The following is a 13,078-nucleotide window of genomic DNA, read 5'->3' on the forward strand; positions in this document are numbered from 1 at the left end:
GCTCGCGTCGGCTCCTGTTTCCGTCCGACAAGGAGCACCGCCATGACCATCGCCACCCGCAAGCTCGGCGCGAGCGGCCCCGAGGTGTCCGCCATCGGGCTGGGCGCCATGGGGATGTCCGATCTGTACGGACCCGCCGACGACGCCGAAAGCCTCGCCACCCTGCACGCCGCCCTCGACGCGGGCCTGAACCTCATCGACACCGCGGACTTCTACGGCTCGGGCGCCAACGAGATGCTCATCGCCCGGGCGTTGAAGGAGCGCAGGCGCGAGGAGGTCATCCTGAGCGTCAAGTTCGGCTCGCGCCGCACCCCCGACGGCGGCTTCCAGCCCGTGCCCTACGACGTGTCCCCGGCCGCGGTCAAGGACCGCCTCGCCTACTCCCTGCGACGGCTGAACACCGACTACATCGACATCTACCGCCCTGCGCGCCTCAACCCCGACATCGCCGTCGAGGAGACCGTCGGCGCACTCGCGGAGATGCAGCAGGCCGGCTTCATCAGGCACATCGGCCTGTCCGAGGTGGGGGCGGACACCGTCCGCCGCGCCGCAGCCGTCGCACCCATCAGCGACGTACAGATCGAGTACTCGCTGCTCTCCCGCGGCCCGGAAGCCTCCGTCATCCCGACGCTGCGCGAGCTCGGCATCGGCCTGACCGCCTACGGCGTGCTCTCCCGCGGCCTGCTCAGCGGCCACTGGACGACCGCGCGGCACCTGGGCGCGGGCGACTTCCGCGCCCACAGCCCCCGATTCCAGGGCGAGAACCTCCAGGCCAACCTGCGCCTGGTCGAAGCGCTGGGACGCGTCGCCGAACGCCTGGGCGCCACCACCAGCCAGATCGCCGTCGCCTGGGTGGCCGCCCAGGGCCAGGACATCGTCCCTCTGGTCGGCGCCCGCCGGCGGGAGCGCCTGGCCGAATCCCTCGGCGCCGTCGGCCTCGTTCTGGACGCCGGCGCCCTGGCCGAGATCGAAGCGGCCGTTCCCGCCGGGTCCGCCGCCGGCGAGCGCTACGCGGCCCCCCTCATGGCCACCCTCGACAGCGAACGCTGACCCACCGCCGACCCACGCCCAACCCCCGCCCGGCTCCCCCCGGCGGGTCCGACGAACACCTCACCGAAGGACGGATCACCATGACGGACACCACCACTACCCGCGTCGCCCTGGTCACCGGCGGCTCCGGCGGCATCGGCCGCGCGGTCGTCGAGCGTCTCGCCAGGGACGGCATCGCCGTCGGCGTGCACTACGCCGGCAACAAGGCCCGCGCCGACGAGACGGTCGCCGCGGCCATCGCGGCCGGCGGCAGGGCGATCGCGGTCGGCGGTGACGTCGCCGACGAGCACGCCATGGCGGAGGCGTTCGACGCCGTGGAGCGGGAGTTCGGCGGCGTCGACGTCGTCGTCAACACGGCGGGCGTCATGCTGCTGTCACCGATCGCCACGCTGGACCTGGACGACCTGGACCGGATGCACCGCACCAACATCCGCGGCACCTTCGTGGTCTCCCAGCAGGCGGCCCGGCGGGTGCGTACCGGTGGCGCGATCATCAACTTCTCGACCTCGGTCACCCGCCTGCAGTTCCCGGCCTACGGCGCCTACGCGGCCAGCAAGGCCGCCGTGGAGGGCATGACCCTGGTCCTGGCCCGCGAACTGCGCGGCAAGGACATCACCGTCAACGCCGTGGCCCCCGGCCCCACCGCCACCCCCCTGTTCCTCCGGGACAAGGACCAGGCCACGATCGACAACCTTGCCAAGGCCGCCCCGCTCGAGCGTCTGGGCACACCGGAGGACATCGCCGAGGCGGTCGCGTTCCTCGCCGGCCCGGCCCGCTGGATCAACGGCCAGGTCCTGTACGCCAACGGCGGCGTGGCCTGAGCACCCTCTCCCTCCCCGCACACCCTTCCCGGCACCCGTCGCGCGCCTCCTTCTCCGGCGCAGGCAGTGACCCCGTCCCAAAGGAGAGAACTCCCATGAGCGACATCGTCGTGATCACCGGCGCGTCCAGCGGCTTCGGCGCCCTGACCGCCCGCGCCCTCGCCGACACCGGCAACACCGTCTACGCCGGCATGCGGCAGACCACGACCCGTAACGCCCCCCAGGCCGAGGCCGCCGCCGACTACAGCGCCCGGCACGGCGTCGACCTGCGCGCCATCGAACTCGACGTCAACTCCCAGGAGTCCGTCGACGCCGCGATCACTCACGTCATCGCCGAACACGGCCGCGTCGACGTCCTGATCCACAACGCCGGGCACATGGTCACCGGCCCCGCGGAAGCCTTCACCCCGGAGCAACTCGCCGAGCTGTACGAGGTGAACGTGCTCTCCACCCAGCGCGTCAACCGTGCCGCCCTCCCGCACATGCGCGCGGCAGGCAGGGGCCTCGTGATCTGGGTATCCAGCTCCAGCGTCAAGGGCGGAACCCCGCCGTACCTGGCGCCCTACTTCGCCGCCAAGGCCGGCATGGACTCCCTCGCCGTGAGCTATGCCGCCGAGCTCGCCCGCTGGGGTGTGGAAACGTCGATCGTGGTCCCGGGCTCGTTCACCAGCGGCACCAACCACTTCGCCCACTCGGGCCACCCGGCCGACGCCGCGATCGAGGCGGAGTACGAGACGAAGTACCCCGGCCTCATGGACCAGGTTGCCCGGAAGCTCGCCGCACTGGCCCCCGAGGGCGCGGACGCATCCCTGGTCTCCGACGAGATCGCCCGGATCGTCGCGCTCCCCGCGGGGCAGCGCCCGTACCGCGTGCACATCGACCCGGCCGACGACGGCTCCGAAGAGGTCTCGAACGTTGCCGACCGCGTCCGCCGCGAGTTCCTCACCCGCGTCGGCCTCGACGACTTGCTCGCCGCACACCGGGAGGCACCTGACGAGATCACGGCGCAGCGCATGAACGCATGAACGCCGTCGGAACCACCCGCGGTTGTGCGGGCGGGGAGCGGATGCCCGGCCCGGCCTGCACGGCCGGCGTCAGCGGCTGGGACCCCGGCACGGCGCAGTGGAAGGATCATGTCGCGTGCCGGTCAGCGCTCCCGGCGCCGCCCTCACGTGCTTCCCGCAGCTTCCCCGTGGCGATGAAGTCGACCGCGATCCGGTAGAAACCGGCGATCGACTCGCCTTCCTCCACCCCGTCACGGAACTGCTTGCGCACTTTCGCGAACGGGAAGGCCGTGCTGCCATCGGGCAGGAGCACGCCCCACCCGTCATCGTCCGACCTGTGCCAGCTGCCTCCCGTGGCGGCGACGATGCATGCGCCGAGGAACGAGCCGAGCACGCCGACCAGGACACCGATCTGCTCCAGGTCGAAGTCCGTCCGGGAACGCTGGCGCTCGATGAAGCCTTCGACCCACTCGACGGACTCCCGGTTGAGGCCGAAATCCACGTCACTCAGTGGCCCGAGCTGGTCGATGGCAAGGTTGACGTTCGCCTGGATCTGCGCCAGTTCCTGTTCGTTCATTCGAGGATGGTGGCACCGGCCGCACCTCCGATCAACCAGATTTCGGCGCGAAGTCGCCTTGGTCGACGAACGACCGTTCAACGATCACCCTTTTCGAAGATGCCGAATTCACCAGGGAAACCGGTATTGACATCCCCGCGGATTTCAAACGATCGTTCTGGAACGCCGTACTGAGCCACCGGCCGGCGGCCGGAACGGAGGGAGCCGGATGGACGCGATCAAGAGACACGACGCGACCCGGCCGATCCCACCCAGCGTCGCGGTCCTGGAGGGCGACGACCCGACGGCGGCAGCGATCATCGCGGCCGCCGTCGAGATGATGGCGAGACACGGATACCACGGCACATCGGTACGGGACATCGCCGACGCGGCAAAGATCAGCCCAGGAGCGCTGTACCACCACTTCACATCCAAACACGACCTGCTGGTGACCATCCTGGACCGGATCATGGACGCGCTGGTCCAGCACACCGAGGACGCGCTGTTCCACGCCGACCCGGCCCCGGCCGAACGGTTACGCGCCATCGTGGAACAGCACGTGCTGGCACACACCCGAGGACGCCGGGAAAGCCTGCTCGGCAACACCGAACTACGCAGCCTCTCCCCCCACGCCCGAGCACTGATCGTCTCCAAGCGGGACGCCCAGCAACGGATGTTCGACCGAGTGATCCACGACGGCGTGTCACAGGGCGTCTTCACCACCCCACACCCCAAGGAAGCCGCCAGAATGATCACCACCGCCTGCACCGCCGTGGCGACCTGGTTTCGCGAGACCGGACCACAATCCCCCACGGAAATCGCCACGATCTACCAGCAGATGGCGCTGGACACCGTCGGACACCGGCGGGAGGAACGATGACCACCCCCACCGAACGCGCGGCGCACGTCCACCGGCAACTGAACCGGCGACTCGCCGAACTGTGGGGCGCACCCACCCGGATCAGCGGATTACGACAGTTGTCCGGCGGAGCCAGCAGAGAAACCTGGTCCCTGGAAGCGGGCGAGCACAGGCTGATCCTGCGGTGCGACCCACCCCAAACGCCCCGCCCCGACATCATGGCCCGCGAAGCGGCGGCCCTACGCGCCGCACTGGACGCAGGCGTCCCAGTGCCCCGGGTACACGACCACGGCGACGGCAGCGGCACCATCTCCACCCCCTACCTCCTGATGGAGCGTCTCGACGGCGAGACGATCCCACGCCGGCTACTGCGCGACCCCCACCTGACGGACGTCCGCCGGCGACTCCCCCGCCAGCTGGGCCGGATACTCGCCCGCATCCACACCGTCCCGCTCACCGCCGTCCCCGGCCTGGAGGAAACCGACCCCCTCGGCGTGCTCACCGACCTGTACGACCAGTTCGGCGAACCCCGCCCGGCAGTCGAACTCGGCCTGCGATGGCTCACCCGGAACCGACCCTCCCCAGTCCCCGGCCACCTGGTCCACGGCGACTTCCGCAACGGAAACCTGCTGGTGGACAAGACGGGCGTACGCGGCGTACTCGACTGGGAACTGCTCCACCGCGGCGACCCGGTCGAAGACCTCGGCTGGCTCTGCGTCAAGGCATGGCGGTTCGGCTCCGCCTCACCCGTCGGCGGCTTCGGCCCCCGCGAAGAACTGCTCGACGGGTACGCAGAGATCACCGGCCAACGCCCCGACCCCGAACGGCTGCACTGGTGGGAGGTCTACGGCACGCTGCGCTGGGCCCTCCTCTGCCGGATGCAGGCCGAACGCCACCTGTCCGGCGCGGAGCCCTCCATCGAGATGGCCGTACTGGGCCGCCGAGTCTGCGAGCAGGAACACGACCTGCTGCTCGCCCTCGGCCACACCACCACCCGGCAGGTGGCCGACCCCCTGGACGGCCTCACCGACGAACCCACCCCACCGCACGACCGGCCGGGCCACCTCGGACTGCTCACAGCAGTCGGCGACTTCCTCACCTCCGAAGTGGCCGACACGGACGACCAGCGGCTGCGCTTCCACGCCCTGGTCGCGGCCAACGCGCTGCGCATCGCACAGCGGGAGGCACTCCTCGCCGACACCTGCGCCAAGGCGCACCGCCGCCGCCTGACGGCTCTGGGCTGCACCGACGACGCCGCCCTGGCCGGAGCCATCCGCTCCGGCGCTCTCGACGACCGGCTCGGCGACGTCGTGACCGCCGTCGCCGACACCGTCATCGACAAACTACTCGTCGCCAACCCCGGCTACCTCGGCCAGCCCGGCTGACCCACCCCAGGAGACACGCGCATGGACTTCGCACCGTCCACGACACTGACCGAATTCCTCACCTCACTCGACGCGTTCATCGAACGGGAGATCCGCCCCCTGGAAGAGGAGAACATCCAGTTCTTCGACCACCGCCGCGAACACGCCCGCACCGACTGGGACGCGGGCGGCACACCACGCGCCGAGTGGGAGGACCTATTGAACGAGATGCGGCGCCGCGCCGACGCCGCAGGCTTCCTGCGCTACGCGTTACCCGTCGAACTCGGCGGCCGGGGCGGCACCAACCTGGACATGGCGATCATCCGCGAGCACCTCGCGGCCAAGGGACTCGGCCTGCACAACGACCTGCAGGACGAGTCCTCGGTGGTCGGCAACTTCCCGTCCGCCCTGGTACTGGACCGGTTCGGCACCCCCGGGCAGAAGGCCGAGTACCTGGCGGGCATGCTGAACGGCACCTGCCTGCTGGCCTTCGGCCTCACCGAGCCCGGACACGGCAGCGACGCCACCTGGCTGGAGACCACGGCCGAACGGGACGGCGACGACTATGTGATCAACGGCGCCAAACGCTTCAACACCGGCCTGCACAAGGCCACCCACGACCTGATCTTCGCCCGCACCTCCGGCGCGCCCGGCGACGCCCGCGGCATCACCGCGTTCATCGTCCCCACCGACGCTCCGGGGTTCGACATCGGCCTGTTCCACTGGACGTTCAACATGCCCACCGACCACGCCGAGGTGGACCTGCGCGACGTGCGCGTCCCGGCCACCGCCGTCCTCGGCGAGGAGGGCATGGGCCTGGCGGTCGCCCAGGAGTTCGTCCACGAGAACCGCATCCGGCAGGCCGCCTCCAGCCTCGGCGCCGCCCAGTACTGCATCGACCAGAGCGTCGCCTACGCCCGCGAACGCAAGGTCTTCGGCAAGCCCCTCGCCACCCGGCAGGCCATCCAGTGGCCCCTGGTCGAACTGCACACCGAGGCCGAGCTCATCCGAGGGCTCGTCCGCAGGACCGCCTGGGAGCTGGACCGCACCACCGACCCCACCACCCTCAGCGACCGGGTCGCGATGTGCAACTACCGCGCCAACCGCCTGGTCTGCGAGGCCGCCGACCGTGCCATCCAGGTGCACGGTGGCATCGGCTACACCCGCCACAAGCCGTTCGAGCACATCTACCGGCACCACCGCCGCTACCGCATCACGGAGGGCTCCGAAGAGGTCCAGATCCGCAGGATCGCCGGTTTCCTCTTCGGTTTCATGCCCCGCCCCGCCCGGTCTCCCGTTCTCCGGTGACGGGTCTTCAGTCCTTTGCGGCCGGGGCGGGCACCCCGGCGCAGGTGTGCCCGCACCGTCACTCCCCAGCGGGGCCGCCTCGACCACAGCCTCGTGGAAGGGGCGCGGGCCCACGGTGGTGCCGGCACGGGCGAAGGCGTGACGGCCCGGAAGGTGATGTGGTGTAGCGGATCGGCGACAACCGGGCGCGCATCTCGTCGGTGACCGGGAATCCCTGACAGCGCGCTCTCCGCCTCCGACCGGAACAGGCGGAGGCGGATGGACCAGGTCACTCCGTCGTGCGCACCGCGGCCGGGCCCTGTGTCGCGCCCCCGGCATTCCGTGACCGGTCAGACGTCGTCCGCCAGGAGGCGGAGGCTTTCGCGGGCCCAGTCCGCGCGAGCCTGGGCGACGGCGATCTGGCCCGCGAAGACGTGCGCCTTCAGCTTGGCGATGCGGTCGTGCTCGGCCGGCGGGCGGTCCTTCAGCCGCTCCTTGAGCAGGTCGGTGTTCTTGGCCAGCAGCGCTTCCCGGTGGGCGCGCCACTCGACGATCAGCTGCTCCTGCTCGGCGATGTACGTCTTCAGCACCGACGCGGCCCGATCCGGCTCGATCATGTCGAAGAAGAGCGCCTGCAGGAAGAACGCGTCGCGTACCGGGGCCGCGGCGTGGTCGGTGCCCAGCCAGGTTCGCAGTTCCTCCAGGCCGCGCTCGGTGATCGAGTACACCGTCCGCTTCAGTTTGGTGCCGCGGATCTCCTTCTGGCCCTCGATGAGCCCGGCCTGCTCCATCTGCCGGAGCGTCGGATAGATCTGGCTCTGCGGCGCGGACCACACCCAGCGCGGGGCGGCCTCGAAGAAGCGGGTCAGCTCGTACCCGTTCATCGGGCGCGCTTCCAGGACACCGAGCAATGCGTGCTGAAGCGACATGCCATCAGCATAAGGATGCCTTGTCTCCACTAGAACATGTATGAAGATACAGGTATGGTCATGCCTGCCTGATCGATTGCACGGGAGAGAGGTTTCGGGGTGAGCGTAGAGCTGGCGGACGCCGGGCGAGCGCTGGCGGCAGCCGGGCTGGTCACCGCGTTCGGGCACGTGTCGGCGCGAATCGCGGACGATCGGCTGCTCATGACGCCGCCGGTGCCGCTCGGGACGCTCGGCCCCGGCAGCCGGTACGCCGAAGTCCCGGTGGACGCCGCCGACCTGCCCGAGGGCACGCCGCGCGAGGCCTGGATCCACGTGGAGATCGCCCGCGCCCGGCCGGACGTACGCGCGATCTGCCGGGCGCAGCCGCCCACCGCCACCGCCCTGGCCTCGGCCGGGGTGCCGATCGTGCCGCTGCACGGGCAGGGGGCCTTCCTCGGTCCCGAGGTGCCCGTGTTCGACGACGCGGTGCTGGTCCGCGACCGCGGGCGCGGCCGGACGCTGGCCGAGCGGCTGGGCGATGCCCCCGCCCTGGTCATGCGGGGCAACGGCGCCGTGACCGTCGGCGCGAGCGTCGGCGAGGCCGTCGCCCTCATGTGGGTGCTGGAGGCCTCCGCCCGTATGAACGCCACCGCCGCCGCCTCCGGAACCCCTGTCCCCATCACGCCCGCCGAGCAGGAGGCGTGGCGGGCGGTGCGATCCGAACTGTCCACCCGAATCTGGTCCTACCTCCGGGAGTCGTCATGATCGAGCTTCAGGACATCGCCTACGTCCGCTCCGGCGCCGCCGACCTCGACACCGCATTACGGTTCGCGGTGGACGTCGTCGGCATGGAGCTGACCGCCCAAGAGGACGGCGTCGCCTACCTGCGCGCCGACCAGCGCCACCACTGCCTCGCCCTGGTCGAGGGCGAGTCCGGCGTCATCAGCTCCGGCTTCACGCTCCGCGACGAGGACGCGCTGGCCGCCGCCGAGACCGAGCTGGAGAAGGCCGGCGTCACCGTCGTCCGGGGCGACGCCGAAGCCGCCCGCTCCCGCCGGGTCAGGGACTTCCTGTCCTTCGACGACCCCTTCGGCAACCGCGTCGACCTCGTGATCGACCAGGTCACACTGACCGCACCGGTCCGCCACGGGCGCGAGGCCGGCATCACCGAGTTCGGCCACCTGTGCCTGGACGCCCCCGACGTGCGTGAGGCGTACCGCTTCTGGTCCGGCCTGTTCAACGCCCGCGTCTCGGACTGGATCGGCGACTGGGCCTGCCTCATGCGCATCGACCAGGTCCACCACAAGCTGGCCGTCTTCCAGGGCAGCCAGCCCGGCCTGTGCCACATCAACTTCCAGGTCGACTCGCTCGACGACGTGATGCGCAACTGGCACTTCCTGGAGGCCAACGGCGTCGAGATCGAGATGGGCCCCGGCCGCCACCCGCAGTCCACGGCCGTCTTCATCTACTTCAAGGGGCCCGAGGGGATCACCTACGAGTACTCCTGGGGCGTGCGCCTCATCACCGACGAAGACGCCTGGCGGCCCCGCTACTTCGACCCCGCCGAGCCGGGCTCGATCGACATGTGGCAGGGCCCGACGCGCCGCGTCCACACCCAGCCGCAGATCCGCCGCCCCCTCGGCCGGGACTGAGCCCCCGGACGCCCAAGCCCATCACCCGGCCGATCGCGGCGCGCCATGCACCTGCCGCCGCGCCGGTCGCCGCTCCCCGCACCTCACCCGGCCGGGACGGTGGCCACAGGAAAGCGAACGAACACATGAGTGAATGGACCATAGAGCGCACCGCCGAGGTGCTGCTGGAGGCCGAGCGGAACCGCGCCGACCGCGGCCCCATCACCGACGAGTGGCCGGGCCTGGACCTGGCCACCGCCTACCGGGCACAGGACGCGCTGCTGGCGCGCAAGAAGGCCGCCGGCGAGACGGTCATCGGGGTGAAGCTGGGCCTGACCTCGCGGGCCAAGCAGCGCCGCATGGGTATCGACGCGCCGCTGACCGCCTGGCTCACCGACGCGATGGTGCTGCCCGCCGGTGAGGCCGTCCGGCTGGACGAGCTGATCCATCCGCGGGTCGAACCGGAGATCGTCTTCGTGCTCAAGGACCGGCTCGCCGGTCCCGGGGTCACGGCGGCCTCCGCGATGGCGGCGGTCGGCGCGGTGTACGGCGGGTTCGAGGTGATCGACTCCCGCTACCGCGACTTCAAGTTCACGCTGCCGGACGTGGTCGCCGACAACGCCTCCTCCGCCCGTTTCGGGATCGGCCCGGTCGGGCGCACGCCCGAAGGGCTGGACCTGTCGCTGCTGGGCTGCGTGCTGGAGGTGGACGGGCAGGTCGTGGACACCGCGACCGGGGCCGCGGTCCAGGGGCATCCCGGCGAGGCCCTGGCCCTGGCCGCGAACTCCCTCGCCACGCGCGGGCTGGCCCTGGAGGCCGGGTGGATCGTGCTGACCGGCGGGATGACCGACGCGGTGCCGCTCCGGCGCGGCTCGTCGGTCACCGTACGCTTCGCCGGCCTCGGTACCGTCTCCGTGGCGGGGGTGTGACATGCCGCTGGTCGAGGTGACCCTGTCCGAAGGGCGCGATCCGGCCGCGATCCGGGCCCTCATCCACGAGGTCCACGCCGCCGTCGAGCGCTCCATCGGCGCGCCCGGCCAGAGCATCCGGGTGATCGTGCGCGAGGTGCCGCGCACCCACTGGGCGGCCGGAGACCAGACGCTCGCCGAACGCGACGAAGCCAACAAAAGGTGACTTGACATGGAATTCTTCGGTCACGTGATCGACGGCGCGGAGGTGAAGTCCGCCGGCGGCGAGACGTTCACCAGCGTCGACCCCTACACGCGCGAGCCCTGGGCGGAGGTCGCGCTCGGCGGCCCGGCCGAGGTGGAACGGGCCGTGGCCGCGGCGCGGCGGGCGTTCGACGAGGGGCCCTGGCCGCGCATGGGCCGCGCCGAACGCGGCAGGCTCCTGCACCGCCTGGCCGACCTCATCGTTGCCAACGCCGACCGACTCGGCCTGGCCGACACCCGTGACATGGGCAAGCCCATCAGCCAGAGCCGCGGCAACGACGTGCCCCGGGCCGCCGACAACTTCCGGTTCTTCGCCGACCACGCCCGCCTGACCACCGCCGAGACCCTGCCGATGGACTCCGGCCACCACGCCTACACCCGCTACGACCCGGTCGGTGTCGCCGCCGCCATCGCGCCGTGGAACTTCCCGCTCATGCTGGAGACCTGGAAGATCGCGCCCGCACTGGCCTGGGGCAACACGGTCGTGCTCAAGCCCGCCGAGGACACCCCCGCCTCCGCGACCATCCTCGCCCGGCTCGCGCTGGAGGCCGGCCTGCCGCCCGGCGTGCTCAACGTCGTGCACGGCTACGGCCCGGACTCCGCCGGCCAGGCGCTGACCGAGCACCCCGGGATCGACCGCATCACCTTCACCGGTGAGTCCACCACCGGGCGTGTCATCTCCGCCGCCGCGGCGGCGCACCTCGTGCCCGTCAGCCTGGAGCTCGGTGGCAAGGGCGCCAACGCGGTCTTCGCCGACGCCGACCTCGACAACGCCGTGAACTGGTCCATCCGGGCCATCTTCACCAACGCCGGCCAGGTGTGCCTGGCCGGTTCCCGGCTGTACGTCCAGCGCCCGGTCTTCGAGGAGTTCATGGCCCGCTTCACCGCCGCGGCCGAGGCGATGCGCCTGGGCGACCCCAAGCTGGACACCACCGAGCTCGGCCCGCTGGCGTCGGAAACCCACTACCGCAAGGTCCGCGGCTACGTCGAGACCGTCTCCGACGAAGGCGGCACCGTCCACTCCGGCGGCCTCGGCGACGGCTGGTTCGTCCGCCCCACGGTCATCACCGGCATGCCCGCCACCGGCCGCCACCAGCGCGAGGAGATCTTCGGCCCGGTCGTCACGGTGACCCCGTTCGACACCGAGGACGAGGTCGTGGCGCTGATGAACGACACCCGCTACGGCCTCAACGCGATGCTGTTCACCGAGAACCTGTCCCGAGCCCACCGCGTCTCCGCCCGGCTGCGCGCCGGCACGGTCTGGGTGAACTGCTTCTTCATCCGCGACCTGCGCGCCCCGTTCGGCGGAGTGGGCGACTCGGGGGTGGGCCGCGAGGGCGGCACGTTCAGCCGGGAGTTCTTCACCGAGCCGAAGGCCGTCGTCATGCAGATCACCTGATCCCGGGCGGGCGCCGACGTCGCGCAACCGGCCGTTTATCAGAGCGGCCCGATCACCCTGGGGCATGCCGAGGAGGAGGCCGGGCACCTGCCTGCCACGCCCCGGCGGCCCCGCGACGTGCGCCGGGGGCTTGGCGGCGGGAGACCGGCTATCTGCCGCGGCCGCGCAGTGTCCCCCGGGTGGCGGGCCGGGCGGCGCCCAGCAGCATCGTCTCGGTGATCAGGGTGTACGCGCTCCCCCAGGCGGCTTCGGTCTCCTCGGTCCAGTCGTCCCCGAGCGCCTGCCCGATCGCCTCGAACAGCACGGCCCGCACCTGCGCGTAAGAGGCCACGCGCACCCCGTGGGCGGCGTGCCGGGCGCCGAGATGGCGGGCGCGCTCCACGAACGACCCGAAGTCGGGGATCGCCCGGACGATCAGCTCCAGTTCGTCGGCGAACTTGCGCCGCTGGAGCGCGATGTCGGCGGAGAACAGGGGCCGCAGCTCGGGATGGCGGGCGAAGAGGCGGGCGTAGAAGTCGTCGGCGACCTCCTCCATCCGCGGCCGCAGCCGGTCGACGCCCGCCAGGACGATCGCCACCTGTTCCGGCATCATGGGCAGGCCTCCTCGACGACCAGTGCGGCCAGCTCGGCCTGGCCCGTCACGCCCAGCTTGCGGTAAATGCTACGCAGATGATCTGCGACGGTGTCGAGGGGGAGGACAAGGTCGCGGGCGATCTGCGGCTCGGTCTGGCCCTTGGCGGCGCGCAGCGCGACCCGCTGCTCGTGCCCGCTCAGCATGCCCGGGGCCGCCGGATCACCGAGCGCGGGCGTGCGCGCCCCCTCGCAGCGTTCCCGCAGCTCGGCCGCTGCCAGGAGATACCGTGCGGCGGTACGCGGACCGGACAGGCGGGCCGCCGCGGACAGCGCCTCCGCCGCGAGCAGGTCGGCGCCGAGCGCGCGCAGCCTTCCGGCGGCCGCGGCCAGGCCGGCCGGGTCGCCGGCGGGCCCCGGGGGGGGGGGGGGGGGGGGGGGGGGGGGGGGTTTGGCC

The 13,078-nt window shown here is 71.4% G+C and carries 15 protein-coding genes; 11 read left to right on the forward strand and 4 right to left on the reverse strand.

The genetic code is table 11. The features are described from left to right. The first annotated feature begins 42 nt into the window (after positions 1 to 42). From ABD841_RS34970 to ABD841_RS34980, 3 genes are all read left to right on the forward strand, one after another. Entirely contained in the window at positions 43 to 1,050 is a 1,008-nt protein-coding gene (locus ABD841_RS34970) for an aldo/keto reductase (protein WP_344980741.1), read from the forward strand. Positions 1,051 to 1,130: 80 nt separating this feature from the next. Further along, positions 1,131 to 1,871, forward strand: coding sequence for an SDR family oxidoreductase (locus tag ABD841_RS34975; protein ID WP_344980742.1), 741 nt, complete (start codon positions 1,131 to 1,133; stop codon positions 1,869 to 1,871). A 95-nt stretch (positions 1,872 to 1,966) separates the two neighbouring features. Continuing rightward, positions 1,967 to 2,896 (forward strand): SDR family oxidoreductase, encoded by a 930-nt coding sequence (locus tag ABD841_RS34980; protein WP_344980744.1) that lies wholly within the window; start codon positions 1,967 to 1,969, stop codon positions 2,894 to 2,896. A 106-nt stretch (positions 2,897 to 3,002) separates the two neighbouring features. Here ABD841_RS34980 and ABD841_RS34985 read toward each other — a convergent pair whose 3' ends face one another. Then, entirely contained in the window at positions 3,003 to 3,452 is a 450-nt protein-coding gene (locus ABD841_RS34985) for a hypothetical protein (protein ID WP_344980746.1), read from the reverse strand. A gap of 208 nt (positions 3,453 to 3,660) precedes the next feature. Between ABD841_RS34985 and ABD841_RS34990 the strand changes: the two genes are divergently transcribed. The 3 genes from ABD841_RS34990 to ABD841_RS35000 are packed head-to-tail and all read left to right on the forward strand — an operon-like array spanning position 3,661 to position 6,962. Further along, complete coding sequence (locus ABD841_RS34990) at positions 3,661 to 4,311, forward strand: TetR/AcrR family transcriptional regulator (RefSeq protein WP_344980748.1); 651 nt, start codon at positions 3,661 to 3,663, stop codon at positions 4,309 to 4,311. Beyond that, positions 4,308 to 5,675, forward strand: a complete 1,368-nt coding sequence (locus tag ABD841_RS34995; RefSeq protein ID WP_344980750.1) for a phosphotransferase family protein — start codon at positions 4,308 to 4,310, stop codon at positions 5,673 to 5,675. The genes ABD841_RS34990 and ABD841_RS34995 overlap by 4 nt, the downstream gene beginning before the upstream one ends. A gap of 21 nt (positions 5,676 to 5,696) precedes the next feature. Then, on the forward strand, positions 5,697 to 6,962 hold the full coding sequence (locus tag ABD841_RS35000) for an acyl-CoA dehydrogenase family protein (protein ID WP_344980751.1): 1,266 nt from the start codon (positions 5,697 to 5,699) through the stop codon (positions 6,960 to 6,962). Between the two features lie 329 nt (positions 6,963 to 7,291). Here ABD841_RS35000 and ABD841_RS35005 read toward each other — a convergent pair whose 3' ends face one another. Then, positions 7,292 to 7,870, reverse strand: a complete 579-nt coding sequence (locus ABD841_RS35005; protein WP_344980753.1) for a PadR family transcriptional regulator — start codon at positions 7,868 to 7,870, stop codon at positions 7,292 to 7,294. 99 nt (positions 7,871 to 7,969) lie between these two features. Between ABD841_RS35005 and ABD841_RS35010 the strand changes: the two genes are divergently transcribed. The 5 genes from ABD841_RS35010 (at position 7,970) to ABD841_RS35030 (ending at position 12,051) form a co-directional block, all read left to right on the forward strand. After that, positions 7,970 to 8,614, forward strand: a complete 645-nt coding sequence (locus tag ABD841_RS35010; RefSeq protein WP_344980755.1) for a class II aldolase/adducin family protein — start codon at positions 7,970 to 7,972, stop codon at positions 8,612 to 8,614. After that, positions 8,611 to 9,501, forward strand: coding sequence for a VOC family protein (locus ABD841_RS35015; protein ID WP_344980757.1), 891 nt, complete (start codon positions 8,611 to 8,613; stop codon positions 9,499 to 9,501). Before ABD841_RS35010 ends, ABD841_RS35015 begins: the two co-directional genes overlap by 4 nt. A gap of 125 nt (positions 9,502 to 9,626) precedes the next feature. Further along, a complete protein-coding gene (locus ABD841_RS35020; RefSeq protein ID WP_344980759.1) occupies positions 9,627 to 10,409 on the forward strand; it encodes a 2-keto-4-pentenoate hydratase in 783 nt (260 codons plus the stop codon). Between the two features lies 1 nt (position 10,410). Beyond that, on the forward strand, positions 10,411 to 10,614 hold the full coding sequence (locus ABD841_RS35025) for a tautomerase family protein (protein ID WP_344980761.1): 204 nt from the start codon (positions 10,411 to 10,413) through the stop codon (positions 10,612 to 10,614). 6 nt (positions 10,615 to 10,620) lie between these two features. After that, positions 10,621 to 12,051, forward strand: coding sequence for an aldehyde dehydrogenase (locus ABD841_RS35030; RefSeq protein WP_344980763.1), 1,431 nt, complete (start codon positions 10,621 to 10,623; stop codon positions 12,049 to 12,051). Positions 12,052 to 12,199: 148 nt separating this feature from the next. On the opposite strand, the gene ABD841_RS35035 is transcribed toward ABD841_RS35030, so the two are convergent. Both ABD841_RS35035 and ABD841_RS35040 read right to left on the reverse strand, forming a co-directional pair. Further along, positions 12,200 to 12,643: a globin domain-containing protein gene (locus ABD841_RS35035; RefSeq protein WP_344980765.1), complete on the reverse strand. Its 444-nt coding sequence runs from the start codon at positions 12,641 to 12,643 to the stop codon at positions 12,200 to 12,202. Then, positions 12,640 to 13,078 (reverse strand): response regulator transcription factor (locus ABD841_RS35040; protein ID WP_344980767.1); only part of this gene is annotated, 439 nt, incomplete at its 5' end. The genes ABD841_RS35035 and ABD841_RS35040, both read right to left, overlap by 4 nt.

Source organism: Streptosporangium fragile (genome assembly GCF_039534445.1).
GTDB lineage: Bacteria > Actinomycetota > Actinomycetes > Streptosporangiales > Streptosporangiaceae > Streptosporangium > Streptosporangium fragile.